At 50.1% G+C, this 17,125-nt stretch carries 30 protein-coding genes; all 30 read left to right on the top strand.

Going from position 1 to position 17,125, the window contains the following annotated elements; all coding sequences use genetic code 11:
• The first annotated feature begins 96 nt into the window (after nucleotides 1–96).
• The gene (gene rpsG, locus IBT46_RS17585) at nucleotides 97–567 is read left to right on the top strand and encodes a 30S ribosomal protein S7 (RefSeq protein ID WP_105594005.1); all 471 of its coding nucleotides are present in this window, start codon (nucleotides 97–99) and stop codon (nucleotides 565–567) included.
• 90 nt (nucleotides 568–657) lie between these two features.
• Nucleotides 658–2,772, top strand: coding sequence for an elongation factor G (gene fusA / locus IBT46_RS17580; protein WP_200546712.1), 2,115 nt, complete (start codon nucleotides 658–660; stop codon nucleotides 2,770–2,772).
• Between the two features lie 70 nt (nucleotides 2,773–2,842).
• Nucleotides 2,843–4,027, top strand: a complete 1,185-nt coding sequence (gene tuf / locus IBT46_RS17575; protein WP_200546711.1) for an elongation factor Tu — start codon at nucleotides 2,843–2,845, stop codon at nucleotides 4,025–4,027.
• A 318-nt stretch (nucleotides 4,028–4,345) separates the two neighbouring features.
• The gene (rpsJ, locus tag IBT46_RS17570; protein WP_001181005.1) at nucleotides 4,346–4,657 is read left to right on the top strand and encodes a 30S ribosomal protein S10; all 312 of its coding nucleotides are present in this window, start codon (nucleotides 4,346–4,348) and stop codon (nucleotides 4,655–4,657) included.
• A gap of 32 nt (nucleotides 4,658–4,689) precedes the next feature.
• Entirely contained in the window at nucleotides 4,690–5,319 is a 630-nt protein-coding gene (rplC, locus tag IBT46_RS17565; RefSeq protein WP_105595772.1) for a 50S ribosomal protein L3, read from the top strand.
• Between the two features lie 10 nt (nucleotides 5,320–5,329).
• Entirely contained in the window at nucleotides 5,330–5,935 is a 606-nt protein-coding gene (rplD, locus tag IBT46_RS17560) for a 50S ribosomal protein L4 (RefSeq protein ID WP_105595771.1), read from the top strand.
• Nucleotides 5,932–6,234, top strand: a complete 303-nt coding sequence (rplW, locus tag IBT46_RS17555; RefSeq protein ID WP_105595770.1) for a 50S ribosomal protein L23 — start codon at nucleotides 5,932–5,934, stop codon at nucleotides 6,232–6,234. The genes rplD and rplW overlap by 4 nt, the downstream gene beginning before the upstream one ends.
• Nucleotides 6,235–6,251: 17 nt before the next feature.
• A complete protein-coding gene (gene rplB / locus IBT46_RS17550) occupies nucleotides 6,252–7,073 on the top strand; it encodes a 50S ribosomal protein L2 (RefSeq protein ID WP_105595769.1) in 822 nt (273 codons plus the stop codon).
• 16 nt (nucleotides 7,074–7,089) lie between these two features.
• Nucleotides 7,090–7,368 carry a 30S ribosomal protein S19 gene (gene rpsS / locus IBT46_RS17545; RefSeq protein WP_004160590.1) on the top strand — a complete coding sequence of 93 codons (279 nt, stop codon included), beginning with the start codon at nucleotides 7,090–7,092 and terminating at the stop codon, nucleotides 7,366–7,368.
• 12 nt (nucleotides 7,369–7,380) lie between these two features.
• Nucleotides 7,381–7,713: a 50S ribosomal protein L22 gene (gene rplV, locus IBT46_RS17540; RefSeq protein WP_000447532.1), complete on the top strand. Its 333-nt coding sequence runs from the start codon at nucleotides 7,381–7,383 to the stop codon at nucleotides 7,711–7,713.
• A gap of 17 nt (nucleotides 7,714–7,730) precedes the next feature.
• The gene (gene rpsC / locus IBT46_RS17535; protein ID WP_045854067.1) at nucleotides 7,731–8,429 is read left to right on the top strand and encodes a 30S ribosomal protein S3; all 699 of its coding nucleotides are present in this window, start codon (nucleotides 7,731–7,733) and stop codon (nucleotides 8,427–8,429) included.
• A gap of 12 nt (nucleotides 8,430–8,441) precedes the next feature.
• The gene (gene rplP, locus IBT46_RS17530) at nucleotides 8,442–8,852 is read left to right on the top strand and encodes a 50S ribosomal protein L16 (RefSeq protein WP_002438716.1); all 411 of its coding nucleotides are present in this window, start codon (nucleotides 8,442–8,444) and stop codon (nucleotides 8,850–8,852) included.
• Nucleotides 8,852–9,043: a 50S ribosomal protein L29 gene (rpmC, locus tag IBT46_RS17525; RefSeq protein WP_025902044.1), complete on the top strand. Its 192-nt coding sequence runs from the start codon at nucleotides 8,852–8,854 to the stop codon at nucleotides 9,041–9,043. Before rplP ends, rpmC begins: the two co-directional genes overlap by 1 nt.
• Nucleotides 9,043–9,297, top strand: coding sequence for a 30S ribosomal protein S17 (rpsQ, locus tag IBT46_RS17520; protein WP_105595768.1), 255 nt, complete (start codon nucleotides 9,043–9,045; stop codon nucleotides 9,295–9,297). The genes rpmC and rpsQ overlap by 1 nt, the downstream gene beginning before the upstream one ends.
• Nucleotides 9,298–9,444: 147 nt before the next feature.
• Nucleotides 9,445–9,648: a hypothetical protein gene (locus IBT46_RS17515; protein WP_200546710.1), complete on the top strand. Its 204-nt coding sequence runs from the start codon at nucleotides 9,445–9,447 to the stop codon at nucleotides 9,646–9,648.
• 374 nt (nucleotides 9,649–10,022) lie between these two features.
• Nucleotides 10,023–10,394, top strand: a complete 372-nt coding sequence (gene rplN / locus IBT46_RS17510; RefSeq protein ID WP_048917633.1) for a 50S ribosomal protein L14 — start codon at nucleotides 10,023–10,025, stop codon at nucleotides 10,392–10,394.
• Nucleotides 10,395–10,404: 10 nt separating this feature from the next.
• The gene (gene rplX / locus IBT46_RS17505; protein ID WP_105595767.1) at nucleotides 10,405–10,719 is read left to right on the top strand and encodes a 50S ribosomal protein L24; all 315 of its coding nucleotides are present in this window, start codon (nucleotides 10,405–10,407) and stop codon (nucleotides 10,717–10,719) included.
• A gap of 14 nt (nucleotides 10,720–10,733) precedes the next feature.
• Nucleotides 10,734–11,273: a 50S ribosomal protein L5 gene (gene rplE, locus IBT46_RS17500; protein ID WP_105595766.1), complete on the top strand. Its 540-nt coding sequence runs from the start codon at nucleotides 10,734–10,736 to the stop codon at nucleotides 11,271–11,273.
• Nucleotides 11,274–11,286: 13 nt separating this feature from the next.
• Nucleotides 11,287–11,592: a 30S ribosomal protein S14 gene (rpsN, locus tag IBT46_RS17495; protein WP_004160578.1), complete on the top strand. Its 306-nt coding sequence runs from the start codon at nucleotides 11,287–11,289 to the stop codon at nucleotides 11,590–11,592.
• 30 nt (nucleotides 11,593–11,622) lie between these two features.
• Nucleotides 11,623–12,015 carry a 30S ribosomal protein S8 gene (gene rpsH, locus IBT46_RS17490; RefSeq protein WP_105595765.1) on the top strand — a complete coding sequence of 131 codons (393 nt, stop codon included), beginning with the start codon at nucleotides 11,623–11,625 and terminating at the stop codon, nucleotides 12,013–12,015.
• Between the two features lie 12 nt (nucleotides 12,016–12,027).
• Nucleotides 12,028–12,561: a 50S ribosomal protein L6 gene (rplF, locus tag IBT46_RS17485; RefSeq protein ID WP_123337947.1), complete on the top strand. Its 534-nt coding sequence runs from the start codon at nucleotides 12,028–12,030 to the stop codon at nucleotides 12,559–12,561.
• A gap of 9 nt (nucleotides 12,562–12,570) precedes the next feature.
• Entirely contained in the window at nucleotides 12,571–12,924 is a 354-nt protein-coding gene (rplR, locus tag IBT46_RS17480) for a 50S ribosomal protein L18 (protein ID WP_004160572.1), read from the top strand.
• Between the two features lie 14 nt (nucleotides 12,925–12,938).
• Nucleotides 12,939–13,439, top strand: coding sequence for a 30S ribosomal protein S5 (gene rpsE, locus IBT46_RS17475; RefSeq protein WP_004160571.1), 501 nt, complete (start codon nucleotides 12,939–12,941; stop codon nucleotides 13,437–13,439).
• Between the two features lie 5 nt (nucleotides 13,440–13,444).
• On the top strand, nucleotides 13,445–13,624 hold the full coding sequence (gene rpmD / locus IBT46_RS17470; RefSeq protein WP_004160569.1) for a 50S ribosomal protein L30: 180 nt from the start codon (nucleotides 13,445–13,447) through the stop codon (nucleotides 13,622–13,624).
• A 3-nt stretch (nucleotides 13,625–13,627) separates the two neighbouring features.
• A complete protein-coding gene (gene rplO, locus IBT46_RS17465) occupies nucleotides 13,628–14,062 on the top strand; it encodes a 50S ribosomal protein L15 (RefSeq protein ID WP_105595763.1) in 435 nt (144 codons plus the stop codon).
• A gap of 7 nt (nucleotides 14,063–14,069) precedes the next feature.
• Nucleotides 14,070–15,401 (top strand): preprotein translocase subunit SecY, encoded by a 1,332-nt coding sequence (secY, locus tag IBT46_RS17460; RefSeq protein ID WP_105595762.1) that lies wholly within the window; start codon nucleotides 14,070–14,072, stop codon nucleotides 15,399–15,401.
• 32 nt (nucleotides 15,402–15,433) lie between these two features.
• On the top strand, nucleotides 15,434–15,550 hold the full coding sequence (rpmJ, locus tag IBT46_RS17455) for a 50S ribosomal protein L36 (protein ID WP_004160566.1): 117 nt from the start codon (nucleotides 15,434–15,436) through the stop codon (nucleotides 15,548–15,550).
• Nucleotides 15,551–15,696: 146 nt separating this feature from the next.
• Entirely contained in the window at nucleotides 15,697–16,053 is a 357-nt protein-coding gene (gene rpsM, locus IBT46_RS17450; RefSeq protein ID WP_105595761.1) for a 30S ribosomal protein S13, read from the top strand.
• A gap of 16 nt (nucleotides 16,054–16,069) precedes the next feature.
• Nucleotides 16,070–16,459 carry a 30S ribosomal protein S11 gene (rpsK, locus tag IBT46_RS17445; protein WP_034899652.1) on the top strand — a complete coding sequence of 130 codons (390 nt, stop codon included), beginning with the start codon at nucleotides 16,070–16,072 and terminating at the stop codon, nucleotides 16,457–16,459.
• A gap of 33 nt (nucleotides 16,460–16,492) precedes the next feature.
• Nucleotides 16,493–17,113, top strand: coding sequence for a 30S ribosomal protein S4 (gene rpsD, locus IBT46_RS17440; RefSeq protein WP_105595760.1), 621 nt, complete (start codon nucleotides 16,493–16,495; stop codon nucleotides 17,111–17,113).
• The last annotated feature ends 12 nt before the right edge of the window (nucleotides 17,114–17,125 follow it).

Below are 17,125 nucleotides of genomic sequence, written 5' to 3'. Positions count from 1 at the left end.
TGGTTCTCCGTTAAGTAAGGCCAAACGTTTTAACCTTAATGTCAAAATAAACTCGTAGAGTTTTGGACAATCCTGAATTAACAACGGAGTATTTCCATGCCACGTCGTCGCGTCATTGGTCAGCGTAAAATTCTGCCAGATCCTAAGTTCGGATCAGAGCTGCTGGCCAAATTTGTAAATATCCTGATGGTAGATGGTAAAAAATCTACTGCTGAAGCTATCGTTTATAACGCGCTGGAGACCCTGGCTCAGCGTTCTGGTAAAAACGAGCTGGAAGCTTTCGAAGTAGCCCTGGACAACGTCCGCCCAACCGTGGAAGTTAAATCTCGCCGCGTTGGTGGTTCTACTTATCAGGTACCAGTTGAAGTCCGTCCGGTTCGTCGTAATGCCCTGGCAATGCGTTGGATCGTAGAAGCTGCTCGTAAACGCGGTGATAAATCTATGGCTCTGCGCCTGGCGAACGAACTTTCTGATGCTGCAGAAAACAAAGGTACTGCAGTTAAGAAACGTGAAGACGTTCACCGTATGGCCGAAGCCAACAAGGCGTTCGCTCACTACCGCTGGTAACAGCCCTGTAGTTGTTATTCACCCAGTGGGCGTTCAAGTGACCAACCCGCTGGGATTTAACTTAGAACGTCCGAGAATCAGAGGAATCAAATGGCTCGTAAAACACCCATTGAGCGCTACCGTAATATCGGTATCAGTGCGCACATCGACGCCGGTAAAACGACGACGACCGAACGTGTTCTGTTCTACACCGGTGTAAACCACAAAATCGGTGAAGTACATGACGGCGCAGCAACCATGGACTGGATGGAGCAGGAACAGGAACGTGGTATTACTATCACCTCCGCTGCGACCACCTGTTACTGGTCTGGTATGGCTAAGCAGTTTGAGCCACACCACGTAAACATCATCGACACCCCGGGACACGTTGACTTCACCATCGAAGTAGAACGTTCCATGCGTGTTCTTGACGGTGCAGTAATGGTTTACTGTGCGGTTGGTGGTGTTCAGCCACAGTCTGAAACCGTATGGCGCCAGGCTAACAAATATAAAGTTCCACGCATCGCGTTCGTTAACAAAATGGACCGCATGGGTGCTAACTTCCTGAAAGTTGTTGGTCAGATGGAATCGCGTCTGGGTGCAAACCCAGTGCCATTGCAGCTGGCTATCGGCGCAGAAGAGAAATTCACCGGTGTTGTTGACCTGGTGAAGATGAAAGCAATCAACTGGAACGACGCCGATCAGGGCGTGACCTTCGTTTACGAAGATATCCCAGCTGATATGCAGGATCTGGCCGACGAATGGCGTGCGAAGCTGGTTGAAGCAGCTGCGGAAGGTTCTGACGAGCTGATGGAGAAATTCTTCAGCGGTGAAGAGCTGACCGAAGAAGAGATCAAAACTTCTCTGCGTAAGCGCGTGCTGAAAAACGAAATCATTCTGGTTACCTGTGGTTCTGCATTTAAGAACAAAGGTGTTCAGGCGATGCTGGATGCGGTTGTTGAATACCTGCCGGCACCAAATGACGTTGAAGCAATCAACGGTATGCTGGACGACGGTAAAGACACGCCGGCGGTTCGTCACTCTGATGACGCAGAACCGTTTGCTGCTCTGGCGTTCAAAATCGCTACCGACCCGTTTGTAGGTAACCTGACCTTCTTCCGCGTTTATTCTGGCGTTGTGAATTCTGGCGACACCGTATTCAACCCGGTTAAGTCAGCTCGTGAGCGTCTGGGCCGTATCGTACAGATGCACGCCAACAAACGTGAAGAGATCAAAGAAGTTCGCGCGGGCGATATCGCTGCAGCTATCGGTCTGAAAGACGTGACTACCGGTGACACCCTGTGTGACCCGGAAAGCGTGATCATTCTGGAGCGCATGGAATTCCCTGAGCCGGTAATCTCGATCGCCGTTGAGCCAAAAACCAAAGCTGACCAGGAAAAAATGGGTCTGGCTCTGGGCCGTCTGGCGAAAGAAGACCCATCATTCCGCGTATGGACTGATGAAGAGTCTAACCAGACCATCATCGCTGGTATGGGTGAGCTGCACCTCGACATCATCGTTGACCGCATGAAGCGTGAATTCAACGTTGAAGCGAACGTCGGTAAACCTCAGGTTGCTTATCGCGAAGCAATTCGCTCTAAAGTTACCGATATCGAAGGTAAACACGCCAAGCAGTCTGGTGGTCGTGGTCAGTACGGTCATGTTGTTATCGACATGTACCCACTGGAGCCGGGCTCTAACCCTAAAGGTTACGAGTTCGTCAACGACATCAAAGGCGGCGTGATTCCTGGCGAATACATTCCTGCGGTTGATAAAGGTATCCAGGAGCAGCTGAAATCAGGTCCTCTGGCTGGTTATCCAGTAGTAGATCTGGGCATTCGTCTGCACTTCGGTTCATACCATGACGTTGACTCCTCTGAGCTGGCGTTTAAACTGGCGGCTTCTATCGCGTTTAAAGACGGCTTTAAGAAAGCAACTCCAGTTCTGCTTGAGCCGATCATGAAGGTTGAAGTAGAGACTCCGGAAGAGAACACCGGTGACGTTATCGGTGACCTTAGCCGTCGTCGTGGTATGCTCAAAGGACAGGAATCTAACGCTACTGGCGTTCAGATCCACGCTGAAGTTCCGCTGTCTGAAATGTTCGGATATGCTACTCAGCTGCGTTCTCTGACTAAAGGCCGTGCTTCTTACTCCATGGAGTTCCTGAAGTACGATGATGCGCCGAACAACGTCGCTCAGGCCGTTATCGAAGCTCGTAGCAAATAAGCTACAGTTTTAAAATATTGATCCTATGCTCTCACCAAAGGGTGAGAGCATTAAAGTAAGGAATATCGTCGTGGCTAAAGAGAAATTTGAACGTTCCAAACCGCACGTCAACGTAGGTACTATCGGCCACGTTGACCACGGTAAAACTACCCTGACTGCAGCTATCACCACCGTTCTGGCTAAAACCTACGGCGGTTCTGCTCGTGCATTCGACCAGATCGATAACGCACCAGAAGAAAAAGCACGTGGTATCACCATCAACACTTCTCACGTTGAATATGACACCCCGACTCGCCACTACGCGCACGTTGACTGCCCGGGCCACGCCGACTATGTGAAAAACATGATCACCGGTGCTGCTCAGATGGACGGCGCAATCCTGGTTGTTGCTGCGACTGATGGCCCAATGCCACAGACTCGTGAGCACATCCTGCTGGGTCGTCAGGTTGGCGTTCCATTCATCATCGTGTTCATGAACAAATGTGACATGGTTGATGATGAAGAGCTGCTGGAGCTGGTTGAGATGGAAGTACGTGACCTGCTGTCACAGTACGACTTCCCAGGCGACGACACCCCAATCGTTCACGGTTCTGCACTGAAAGCACTGCAGGGCGAAGCTGAGTGGGAAGCTAAGATCATCGAACTGGCTGGTTACCTGGATTCTTACATCCCAGAGCCAGAGCGTGCGATTGACAAGCCGTTCCTGCTGCCTATCGAAGACGTATTCTCCATCTCCGGCCGTGGTACTGTTGTTACCGGTCGTGTAGAGCGCGGTATCATTAAAGTGGGTGAAGAAGTTGAGATCGTGGGTCTGAAAGACACCGTGAAATCAACCTGTACCGGCGTTGAAATGTTCCGTAAGCTGCTGGACGAAGGCCGTGCGGGTGAGAACTGTGGTATCCTGCTGCGTGGTATTAAGCGTGAAGACGTTGAGCGCGGCCAGGTTCTGGCTAAGCCAGGCTCAATCAAGCCACACACCAAGTTCGAGTCAGAAGTTTATATTCTGTCTAAAGAAGAAGGCGGCCGTCACAGCCCATTCTTCAAAGGCTACCGTCCACAGTTCTACTTCCGTACAACTGACGTAACCGGTACCATCGAACTGCCAGAAGGCGTTGAGATGGTAATGCCAGGCGACAACATTAAACTGGTTGTTGAACTGATCAAACCAATCGCAATGGACGACGGTCTGCGTTTCGCAATTCGCGAAGGCGGCCGTACCGTTGGCGCTGGTGTTGTTGCTAAAGTTATCGCTTAATTGTGATACTTGTCTGGCAGAGTTCGCTCTGCCAGAGCAGAAAGAGAGCGCTTCGGCGCTCTTTTTTTTGCCATAATTGAGTATTCCTGATAATCGCGTTCGTATAATGGTTGCTTTGCCTCCAGATGTACGTATAATACGCGGGCCTGCCAATATGGCCAGGCGCGATTCAATATGAGTCGCCAGCCGGTATGAAAATGCCAGCTAACAATACTCGCGATATGCGGGTTATGTGCTCAACGATTACACTCCTCCATCAATCGTAATGGATGCGAGTAGTAATTCTTTTCGTTTATAAATAATTGGAGCTCTGGTCTCATGCAGAACCAAAGAATCCGTATCCGTCTTAAAGCGTTTGATCATCGTCTGATCGATCAATCAACTGCGGAAATCGTAGAGACTGCCAAGCGCACTGGTGCGCAGGTTCGTGGTCCTATCCCGCTGCCGACCCGCAAAGAGCGCTTTACCGTTCTGATCTCTCCGCACGTCAACAAAGATGCGCGCGATCAGTACGAGATTCGCACTCACAAGCGTCTGGTTGACATCGTTGAGCCAACCGAAAAAACGGTTGATGCTCTGATGCGTCTGGATCTGGCTGCAGGTGTTGACGTGCAGATCAGCCTGGGTTAATCAGGTCATTGAGCGATTGAGAGGTTGAAACAATGATTGGTTTAGTCGGTAAAAAAGTGGGTATGACCCGTATCTTCACAGAAGATGGCGTTTCTATCCCTGTAACCGTGATCGAAATTGAAGCAAACCGCGTTACTCAGGTCAAAGGCCTGGAAAACGACGGTTACACTGCTATCCAGGTAACTACCGGTGCTAAAAAAGCTAACCGTGTAACTAAGCCGGAAGCAGGTCACTTTGCTAAAGCTGGCGTTGAAGCTGGCCGTGGTCTGTGGGAATTCCGCACCGAAGAAGGCGCAGAGTTCACCGTAGGTCAGAGCATTAATGTTGACATTTTCGCTGACGTGAAAAAAGTTGACGTGACTGGAACATCTAAAGGTAAAGGTTTTGCCGGTACTGTTAAGCGCTGGAACTTCCGTACTCAGGATGCTACTCACGGTAACTCCTTGTCTCACCGCGTACCGGGTTCTATCGGTCAGAACCAGACTCCGGGCAAAGTGTTCAAAGGCAAGAAAATGGCAGGCCAGCTGGGTAACGAACGTGTAACCGTTCAGAGCCTGGACGTAGTGCGTGTTGACGCTGAGCGCAACCTGCTGCTGGTTAAAGGTGCAGTTCCCGGTGCTACCGGTAGCGACCTGATCGTTAAACCAGCTGTGAAGGCGTAAGGGGATAGCAATGGAATTAGTACTGAAAGACGCGCAAAGCGCGCTGACTGTTTCCGAAACTACCTTCGGTCGTGATTTCAACGAAGCGCTGGTACATCAGGTTGTTGTTGCTTATGCAGCAGGTGCCCGTCAAGGTACTCGTGCTCAGAAGACTCGTGCTGAAGTAACTGGTTCCGGCAAAAAGCCGTGGCGCCAGAAAGGTACCGGCCGTGCGCGTTCAGGTTCTGTAAAGAGCCCGATCTGGCGTTCAGGTGGCGTGACCTTCGCTGCGAAGCCTCAGGACCACAGTCAAAAAGTTAACAAAAAGATGTACCGCGGCGCGCTGAAAAGCATTCTGTCCGAGCTGGTACGTCAGGAACGTCTGATCGTTGTCGAGCAGTTCTCTCTGGAAGCGCCTAAAACTAAGCTGCTGGTAGAGAAACTGAAAGACATGGCTCTGGAAGATGTGCTGATCATCACTGGCGAACTGGAAGAGAACCTGTTCCTGGCCGCACGTAACCTGTACAAGGTTGACGTACGTGATGCAGCGGGTATCGACCCAGTTAGCCTGATCGCCTTCGACAAAGTCGTTATGACTGCTGATGCAGTTAAGCAAGTTGAGGAGATGCTGGCATGATCCGTGAAGAACGTCTGCTGAAAGTACTGCGCGCGCCGCACGTATCTGAAAAAGCATCTGCTGCGATGGAAAAAACAAACACCATCGTTCTCAAAGTTGCTAAAGACGCGACCAAAGCAGAAATCAAAGCCGCTGTGCAGAAACTTTTCGAAGTTGAAGTCGAAGTCGTTAACACCCTGGTAGTCAAAGGGAAAGTTAAACGTTCTGGACAGCGTATTGGTCGTCGTAACGACTGGAAAAAAGCTTACGTCACCCTGAAAGAAGGCCAGAATCTGGACTTCGTCGGCGGCGCTGAGTAAGTCGGAGGAGAAGAACAATGGCAGTTGTTAAATGTAAACCGACATCTCCGGGTCGTCGCCATGTAGTTAAAGTGGTGAACGCGGAGCTGCACAAGGGCAAACCATTTGCCCCGCTGGTAGAAAAAAACAGCAAATCCGGTGGCCGTAACAACAATGGTCGCATCACTACCCGTCATATCGGTGGTGGTCACAAGCAGGCTTACCGTATTGTTGACTTCAAACGCAACAAAGATGGTATCCCAGCGACCGTTGAACGTCTTGAGTACGATCCGAACCGCTCCGCGAACATCGCGCTGGTTCTGTACAAAGACGGCGAGCGCCGTTACATCCTGGCCCCTAAAGGCCTGAAAGCTGGCGACCAGATTCAGTCTGGCGTTGATGCTGCGATCAAAGCAGGTAACACACTGCCGATGCGTAACATCCCAGTTGGTTCTACCGTGCATAACGTAGAAATGAAACCAGGCAAAGGCGGTCAGATTGCTCGCTCTGCTGGTACTTACGTGCAGATCGTTGCGCGTGATGGTTCTTACGTTACCCTGCGTCTGCGTTCTGGTGAAATGCGTAAAGTCGAAGCTGACTGCCGCGCGACCCTGGGCGAAGTCGGTAACTCGGAGCACATGCTTCGCGTTCTGGGTAAAGCCGGTGCAACCCGTTGGCGTGGTGTTCGTCCGACCGTTCGTGGTACCGCGATGAACCCAGTTGATCACCCGCACGGTGGTGGTGAAGGTCGTAACTTTGGTAAGCACCCGGTAACTCCGTGGGGCGTTCAGACCAAAGGTAAGAAGACCCGTAGCAACAAGCGTACTGATAAATTTATCGTACGTCGCCGTAGCAAATAATTTTAGAGGATAAGCCATGCCACGTTCTCTCAAGAAAGGTCCTTTTATTGACCTGCACTTGCTGAAGAAGGTAGAGAAAGCTTTGGAAAGCGGAGACAAGAAGCCACTGCGCACCTGGTCCCGTCGTTCAACGATCTTCCCTAACATGATCGGTTTGACCATCGCTGTCCATAATGGTCGTCAGCACGTTCCTGTCTTTGTTTCCGACGAAATGGTCGGTCACAAACTGGGTGAATTTGCACCGACTCGTACTTATCGCGGTCACGCAGCTGATAAGAAAGCTAAGAAACGCTAACAGGAGGAAGAGATGGAAACTATCGCTAAACATCGCCACGCTCGTTCTTCTGCTCAGAAGGTTCGCCTGGTAGCAGATCTTGTACGCGGTAAGAAAGTGTCGCAGGCTCTGGACATTTTGACCTACACCAATAAGAAAGCGGCTGTACTGGTCAAGAAAGTTCTGGAATCTGCCATTGCTAACGCCGAACACAACGATGGCGCTGACATTGATGATCTGAAAGTCACGAAAATCTTCGTAGACGAAGGCCCAAGCATGAAGCGCATTATGCCGCGTGCGAAAGGTCGTGCAGATCGCATCCTGAAGCGCACCAGCCACATTACTGTGGTTGTGTCCGATCGCTGAGACTCTGGAGACTAGCAATGGGTCAGAAAGTACATCCTAATGGTATTCGCCTGGGTATTGTTAAACCCTGGAACTCTACCTGGTTCGCAAATACCAAAGAATTCGCTGACAACCTGGACAGCGACTTTAAAGTTCGTCAGTTCCTGACCAAGGAACTGTCAAAAGCATCCGTCTCTCGTATCGTTATCGAGCGTCCAGCTAAGAGCATCCGTGTGACTATTCACACCGCTCGCCCTGGCATCGTCATCGGTAAGAAAGGTGAAGATGTAGAAAAACTGCGCAAGGTCGTAGCGGATATCGCTGGCGTTCCTGCACAGATCAATATTGCCGAAGTCCGTAAACCGGAACTGGACGCTAAATTGGTTGCTGACAGCATCACTTCACAGCTGGAGCGTCGTGTGATGTTCCGTCGTGCTATGAAGCGTGCTGTACAGAACGCAATGCGTCTGGGCGCTAAAGGGATTAAAGTTGAAGTTAGTGGCCGTCTTGGCGGTGCAGAAATCGCGCGTACCGAATGGTACCGTGAAGGCCGCGTGCCACTGCACACTCTGCGTGCAGACATTGACTACAACACCTCTGAAGCCCACACCACTTATGGTGTAATCGGCGTTAAGGTATGGATCTTCAAAGGTGAGATCCTGGGTGGTATGGCTGCTGTTGAACAACCGGAACCGGCTGCTCAACCTAAAAAGCAGCAGCGTAAAGGCCGTAAGTAAGGAGAGTCGCTGATGTTACAACCAAAGCGTACGAAATTCCGTAAAGTGCACAAAGGCCGCAACCGTGGCCTGGCGCAGGGTACGGATGTTAGCTTCGGTACTTTCGGTCTGAAAGCTGTTGGCCGTGGTCGTCTGACTGCCCGTCAGATCGAAGCAGCACGTCGTGCTATGACCCGTGCAGTTAAGCGTCAAGGTAAAATTTGGATCCGTGTATTCCCGGACAAACCAATTACTGAGAAGCCGCTGGAAGTGCGTATGGGTAAAGGTAAAGGTAACGTAGAGTATTGGGTTGCCTTGATCCAGCCAGGTAAAGTCCTGTATGAAATGGACGGTGTTCCGGAAGAGCTGGCCCGTGAAGCATTCAAGCTGGCAGCAGCAAAACTGCCTATCAAAACCACCTTTGTAACTAAGACGGTGATGTAATGAAAGCAACAGAGCTGCGTGAAAAAAGCGTTGAAGAGCTGAACACTGAGCTACTTAACCTGCTGCGTGAGCAGTTCAACCTGCGCATGCAGGCGGCATCCGGCCAGCTGCAACAGACTCATCTGTTGAAGCAAGTGCGTCGTGATGTTGCACGCGTTAAGACTTTACTGACTGAGAAGGCGGGTGCGTAATGACCGATAAAATCCGTACTCTGCAAGGTCGTGTGACTAGTGACAAAATGGAGAAATCCATCGTTGTTGCTATCGAACGTGTTGTGAAGCACCCAATCTACGGGAAATTCATCAAGCGTACGACTAAACTGCACGTACATGACGAGAACAATGAATGTGGTATCGGCGACAAGGTTGAAATCCGTGAATGCCGTCCACTGTCCAAGACTAAGTCATGGACTCTGGTTCGCGTTGTAGAGAAAGCTGTTCTGTAATAAGAACGTCTGTCTCTGTAAAAACCCCCGCTTGTCGGGGGTTTTTTATTTTCTGCTATTCACTTAATTCCTTTCTTGTTTAGTCCTCCAAAAATTTCAACGTTTTGCTCCCGTGATGTTGCTTCCCCGGGAAGGAAGATTCATCAGATGGACAGCAAACTTGTATTCGATCCGGGCAAATCCGGGGTAGGGAATAAACTGACTCCTGATGCTGATAGTCAGGGACATAACCTCAAAATGAAGCCATCAGTGTTTATCTTCCCTCCTCAGGAGGACCGTTCAGAGGTTTTCGTCGCCATCGTGAAGGGATCTTCTGCCGGCGCGTCGCTGTATGACTGCGGCGAACCCTGACGTGATTTACCATCGACTTGAGGTACGGGAAAATATCAGTGCCAGAATACGGGTGGCGGGATTTGGGAAAAATTGGCCATATCTACCTTAGTTCATGGCTTTCGGGGCAAATGCATCAGTTTTGATGCCAATCTGCCGCGCTGAGTTGAAATAAGCTGGCGTATTGTACAGATTGCGATTGCTACCGGATGAACAATTCCTTAGAATGTCGCGTTCCTCTTTCTAGGGGTCCAAATAACGACTCGATTTGAGTCGGTTATTTTTTCTACCCATATGCGAGATGCGGTGTTATAATGCTGCGCCCTCAATTATGGGGCTTTTAAACGACCTGAATCAGGTCCCGAAGTAGTAGTTGACATTAGCGGAGCACTAAAATGATCCAAGAACAGACTATGCTGACCGTCGCCGACAACTCCGGTGCACGTCGCGTAATGTGTATCAAGGTTCTGGGTGGCTCGCACCGTCGCTACGCAGGCGTTGGCGACATCATCAAAATTACCATCAAGGAAGCAATTCCTCGCGGTAAGGTTAAGAAGGGTGATGTGCTGAAGGCGGTAGTGGTGCGCACCAGGAAGGGTGTTCGTCGCCCGGACGGTTCTGTCATTCGCTTCGATGGTAATGCATGCGTTATTTTAAACAATAACACTGAGCAGCCAATCGGAACGCGTATTTTTGGGCCGGTAACTCGTGAACTTCGTACTGAAAAGTTCATGAAAATTATCTCTCTGGCACCAGAAGTACTCTAAGGAGCGAAAAATGGCAGCTAAAATCCGTCGCGATGACGAAGTTATCGTGCTGACCGGCAAAGATAAAGGTAAGCGCGGTAAAGTTAAAAATGTTCTGTCTTCTGGCAAGCTCATTGTTGAAGGTATCAACCTGGTTAAAAAACATCAGAAGCCTGTACCGGCTCTGAATCAGCCAGGTGGCATCGTTGAAAAAGAAGCCGCTATTCAGGTTTCCAACGTTGCACTGTTCAACTCGGCAACCGGCAAGGCTGACCGTGTAGGCTTTAGATTCGAAGACGGCAAAAAAGTCCGTTTCTTCAAGTCTAACAGCGAAACTATCAAGTAATTTGGAGTAGTACGATGGCGAAACTGCATGATTACTACAAAGACGAAGTAGTTAATAAACTCATGACTGAGTTCAACTACAATTCTGTCATGCAAGTCCCTCGGGTCGAGAAGATCACCCTGAACATGGGTGTTGGTGAAGCGATCGCTGACAAGAAACTGCTGGATAACGCAGCAGCCGATCTGGCAGCAATCTCCGGTCAAAAGCCGTTTATCACCAAAGCACGCAAATCAGTTGCAGGCTTCAAAATCCGCCAGGGCTATCCGATCGGCTGTAAAGTGACTCTGCGTGGTGAACGCATGTGGGAGTTCTTTGAGCGCCTGATTTCTATTGCTGTACCACGTATCCGTGACTTCCGTGGCTTGTCCGCTAAGTCATTCGATGGCCGCGGTAACTACAGCATGGGTGTTCGCGAGCAGATCATCTTCCCAGAGATCGACTATGACAAAGTCGACCGCGTTCGTGGTTTGGATATTACCATTACCACTACTGCGAAATCTGATGATGAAGGCCGCGCACTGTTGGCTGCTTTTAACTTCCCGTTCCGCAAGTAAGGCAGGGTTACTGATGGCTAAGCAATCAATGAAAGCACGCGAAGTCGTTCGCGTGAAACTGGCTGACAAGTACCGCGCCAAGCGCGAGGAACTGAAAGCTATCATTTCAAGTGTGAACTCATCCGACGAAGATCGTTGGAATGCTGTTCTCAAGCTGCAAACTCTGCCGCGTGATTCCAGCCCGTCTCGTCAGCGTAAGCGCTGCCGTCAAACTGGCCGTCCACATGGTTATGTGGGCAAGTTCGGGTTGAGCCGTATCAAGTTGCGTGAAGCCGCCATGCGCGGTGAAGTACCTGGCTTGAAAAAGGCTAGCTGGTAATTACCAATAGAATCACGGGAGTAAAGACAGATGAGCATGCAAGATCCGATCGCGGATATGCTGACCCGTATCCGTAACGGTCAAGCCGCGAACAAAGTTGCGGTCACCATGCCTTCCTCCAAGCTGAAAGTGGCAATTGCCAACGTGCTGAAGGAAGAAGGTTATATTGAAGAATTTAAAATCGAAGGCGACATCAAGCCAGAACTGGAACTGACTCTTAAGTACTTCCAGGGCAAGGCTGTTGTAGAAAGCATTCAGCGTGTTTCACGTCCAGGTCTGCGTATTTATAAGCGCAAAGACGAGCTGCCAAAAGTTATGGCAGGACTGGGTATCGCTGTTGTTTCTACCTCTAAAGGTGTTATGACCGATCGTGCCGCACGCCAGGCTGGTCTTGGCGGCGAAATTATCTGCTACGTAGCTTAATCGGAGGAATAAATGTCTCGTGTTGCTAAAGCACCAGTCGCAATTCCTGCCGGCGTAGAGGTAAAACTCGACGGTCAGGTAATTTCGATTAAAGGTAAAAACGGCGAGCTGACTCGTACGCTCAACAACGCTGTAGAAGTTAAGCATGCTGACAATGCACTGACTTTCGCTCCACGCGAAGGTTTTGTGGATGGTTGGGCACAGGCTGGTACTTCTCGTGCGCTGCTGAACGGCATGGTTATCGGTGTTACCGAAGGCTTCACTAAGAAGCTGCAGCTGGTTGGTGTAGGTTATCGTGCAGCCGTTAAAGGCAACTCTGTGAGCTTAGCCCTGGGCTTCTCTCACCCTGTTGACCATGAGCTGCCAGCGGGAATCACTGCTGAATGTCCAACTCAGACTGAAATCGTGCTGAAAGGCGCTGATAAGCAGCTGATTGGTCAGGTTGCAGCGGATCTGCGCGCCTACCGTCGTCCTGAGCCTTACAAAGGCAAGGGTGTTCGTTACGCCGACGAAGTCGTGCGTACCAAAGAGGCTAAGAAGAAGTAAGGTAACACTATGGATAAGAAATCTGCTCGTATCCGTCGTGCGACCCGCGCACGTCGCAAGCTCAAAGAGCTGGGTGCTACTCGCCTGGTGGTACATCGTACCCCGCGTCATATTTACGCACAGGTAATCGCACCTAACGGTTCTGAAGTCCTGGTGGCTGCTTCTACAGTAGAAAAAGCTATCAGTGAGCAACTGAAGTACACTGGAAACAAAGACGCTGCTGCTGCTGTAGGTAAAGCAGTTGCGGAACGCGCAATCGAAAAAGGCATCACTGGTGTTTCTTTCGACCGTTCTGGTTTCCAATATCATGGTCGTGTCCAGGCACTGGCAGATGCTGCCCGTGAAGCTGGCCTACAGTTCTAAGGTAGAGGTGTAAGATGGCACACATCGAAAAACAAGCTGGCGAACTGCAGGAAAAGCTGATCGCGGTAAATCGCGTATCTAAAACCGTTAAAGGTGGTCGTATTTTCTCCTTCACAGCTCTGACTGTTGTTGGTGATGGTAACGGACGCATTGGTTTTGGTTACGGTAAAGCGCGTGAAGTTCCAGCAGCGATCCAGAAAGCGATGGAAAAAGCTCGTCGCAATATGATTAACGTTGCGCTGAACAACGGCACCCTGCAGCACCCTGTTAAAGGCGTGCACACAGGTTCTCGCGTGTTCATGCAGCCGGCTTCTGAAGGTACCGGTATCATCGCCGGTGGTGCAATGCGCGCCGTCCTGGAAGTCGCTGGGGTTCATAACGTACTGGCTAAAGCCTACGGTTCCACCAACCCGATTAACGTGGTTCGTGCAACTCTGGATGGCCTGGCCAATATGAATTCTCCAGAAATGGTTGCTGCGAAACGTGGCAAATCCGTTGAAGACATTCTGGGGTAATGACCATGGCTAAGACTATTAAAATTACTCAAACCCGCAGTTCGATCGGTCGTTTGCCAAAACACAAGGCAACGCTGCTTGGCCTGGGTCTGCGTCGTATTAACCACACCGTAGAGCGTGAAGACACGCCAGCTGTACGCGGTATGGTTAACGCGATTTCCTACATGGTTAAAGTGGAGGAGTAACAGATGCGTTTAAATACTCTGTCTCCGGCCGAAGGGTCTAAGCACGCTCCTAAACGTTTAGGTCGTGGTATTGGTTCCGGTCTCGGAAAAACCGGCGGTCGTGGTCACAAAGGTCAGAACTCACGTTCTGGTGGTGGCGTACGTCGTGGTTTTGAAGGCGGCCAGATGCCTCTGTACCGTCGTCTGCCGAAATTCGGTTTCACCTCTCGCAAAGCAATGGTCACTGCAGAAGTTCGTCTGTCTGACCTGGCGAAAGTTGAAGGCGGTATCGTCGACCTGAACACGCTGAAAGCGGCTAACATTATCGGTATTCAGATTGAGTTCGCGAAAGTGATCCTGTCTGGCGAAGTTTCTGCACCGGTAACGATTCGCGGCCTGCGTGTCACTAAAGGCGCTCGTGCTGCAATCGAAGCTGCTGGCGGTAAAATTGAGGAATAAGTAGCAGATGGCTAAGCAACCGGGATTAGATTTTCAAAGTGCCAAGGGTGGTTTTGGCGAACTAAAACGCAGACTTCTGTTTGTAATTGGTGCGCTGATTGTCTTCCGAATTGGCTCTTTTATTCCAATCCCTGGTATCGATGCCACTGTACTTGCCAAACTGCTTGAGCAACAGCGTGGCACCATCATTGAAATGTTCAACATGTTCTCTGGTGGTGCTCTGAGCCGTGCTTCTATCTTTGCCCTGGGTATTATGCCGTATATTTCGGCCTCTATTATTATCCAGCTGCTGACGGTGGTTCATCCAGCGTTAGCAGAAATCAAGAAAGAAGGGGAGGCTGGCCGTCGTAAGATTAGTCAGTACACCCGTTACGGCACACTGGTATTAGGTATTTTCCAGTCTATCGGTATTGCTACCGGTTTACCGAACATGCCTGGAATGCAGGGCCTGGTATTAAATCCAGGTTTTGCTTTCTACTTTACCGCTGTTGTCAGCCTGGTCACCGGGACAATGTTCCTGATGTGGTTAGGCGAGCAAATTACTGAACGAGGTATCGGTAACGGTATCTCGATCATTATCTTTGCTGGTATTGTTGCGGGTCTTCCGCCGGCCATTGGCCATACCATCGAGCAAGCGCGGCAAGGCGACCTGCACTTCCTCCTGTTGCTGTTGGTTGCAGTTCTCGTATTTGCAGTGACCTTCTTCGTTGTTTTCGTTGAGCGTGGTCAACGCCGCATTGTGGTGAACTATGCGAAACGTCAGCAAGGCCGTCGTGTCTATGCTGCGCAGAGCACGCATTTACCGTTGAAAGTGAATATGGCCGGTGTAATCCCTGCTATATTTGCATCCAGTATCATTCTGTTCCCGGCGACCATCGCGTCATGGTTCGGGGGCGGCACGGGCTGGAACTGGCTGACTACTATTTCGATGTATTTACAGCCAGGTCAACCGCTTTATGTGTTACTCTATGCGACTGCAATCATCTTCTTCTGTTTCTTCTACACGGCGTTGGTTTTCAACCCGCGTGAAACAGCAGATAACCTGAAGAAGTCTGGTGCATTTGTACCAGGTATTCGTCCGGGAGAACAGACGGCGAAGTATATCGATAAAGTGATGACACGCCTTACCTTAATCGGTGCGTTGTATATTACCTTTATCTGCCTGATCCCGGAGTTCATGCGTGATGCGATGAAAGTTCCATTCTACTTCGGCGGTACATCACTGCTGATCGTAGTCGTTGTCATCATGGACTTTATGGCTCAAGTGCAAACTTTGATGATGTCAAGTCAGTATGAGTCTGCATTGAAGAAAGCAAACCTGAAAGGCTATGGCCGTTAATTCAGGCGCTTGAGAAGTTACGGAGAGTAAAAATGAAAGTTCGTGCTTCCGTCAAGAAATTATGTCGTAACTGCAAAATCATCCGTCGCGACGGTGTTGTACGTGTGATTTGCAGTGCCGAGCCAAAGCATAAACAGCGCCAAGGCTGATTTAATCGCATATTTTTCTTGCAAAGTTGGGTTGAGCTGGCTAGATTAGCCAGCCAATCTTTTGTATGTCTGTGCGTTTCCATTTGAGTATCCTGAAAACGGGCTTTTCGGCATGGGACGCATAAGTTAATTAATAGGAGTGCATAGTGGCCCGTATAGCAGGCATTAACATTCCTGATCATAAACATACCGTTATCGCATTAACTGCTATCTTCGGTATCGGTAAGACCCGCTCACAGAAAATCTGTGCAGACACGGGTATTGCTGAAAATGTTAAGATCAGTGAACTGTCTGAAGAACAAATCGACATTCTGCGTGATGCAGTTGCTAAATTTGTTGTTGAAGGCGATCTGCGTCGTGAAGTCACCCTGAGCATCAAGCGTCTGATGGACCTTGGTTGCTATCGTGGTTTGCGTCATCGTCGTGGTCTCCCAGTGCGCGGTCAGCGTACTAAGACCAACGCACGTACCCGTAAGGGTCCGCGTAAACCGATCAAGAAATAATCGGGGTGATTGAATAATGGCAAAGGCACCAGTTCGTGCACGTAAGCGTGTAAGAAAGCAAGTCTCTGACGGCGTGGCTCATGTCCATGCGTCTTTTAACAACACCATCGTAACTATTACCGATCGTCAGGGTAATGCGCTGGGTTGGGCAACAGCCGGTGGTTCCGGTTTCCGTGGTTCTCGTAAATCTACGCCGTTCGCTGCTCAGGTAGCTGCAGAACGTTGCGCAGACGCCGTGAAAGAGTACGGTATTAAGAACCTGGAAGTTATGGTTAAGGGTCCTGGTCCAGGCCGCGAATCAACTATTCGTGCCCTGAACGCTGCTGGTTTCCGCATCACTAATATTACTGATGTGACTCCGATCCCTCACAACGGTTGTCGTCCGCCGAAAAAACGTCGCGTATAACGCCCCGTTTTTTAGGAATGTTGGAGAAAGAAAATGGCAAGATATTTGGGTCCTAAGCTCAAGCTGAGCCGTCGTGAAGGCACAGACCTGTTCCTTAAGTCTGGCGTTCGCGCGATTGATACCAAGTGTAAGATTGAACAAGCTCCTGGTCAGCACGGTGCGCGTAAGCCACGTCTGTCTGACTATGGTGTACAGTTACGTGAAAAGCAGAAAGTTCGTCGTATCTACGGCGTGCTGGAGCGTCAGTTCCGTAACTATTATAAAGAAGCAGCACGTCTGAAAGGCAACACCGGTGAAAACCTGTTAGCTCTGCTGGAAGGTCGTCTGGATAACGTAGTTTATCGTATGGGCTTTGGTGCCACTCGTGCAGAAGCACGTCAGCTGGTTAGCCACAAATCTATCATGGTAAACGGCCGCGTTGTTAGCATCGCTTCTTATCAGGTATCTCCGAATGACGTTGTTAGCATCCGTGAGAAAGCCAAAAAGCAGTCTCGCGTGAAAGCCGCTCTGGAGCTGGCTGAACAGCGTGAAAAGCCAACCTGGCTGGAAGTTGATGCGACTAAGATGGAAGGTGTGTTCAAGCGTACTCCTGAACGTACCGATCTGTCTGCGGACATTAACGAACACCTGATCGTCGAGCTTTACTCCAAGTAAGGCTTAGTACCA

The organism is Erwinia sp. S38 (assembly GCF_016624545.1).
GTDB classification, from domain to species: Bacteria; Pseudomonadota; Gammaproteobacteria; order Enterobacterales; family Enterobacteriaceae; genus Erwinia; species Erwinia coffeiphila.
The sequence above is the reverse complement of the archived record's forward strand: the minus strand, read 5'-3'. Positions and strand labels throughout refer to the sequence as shown.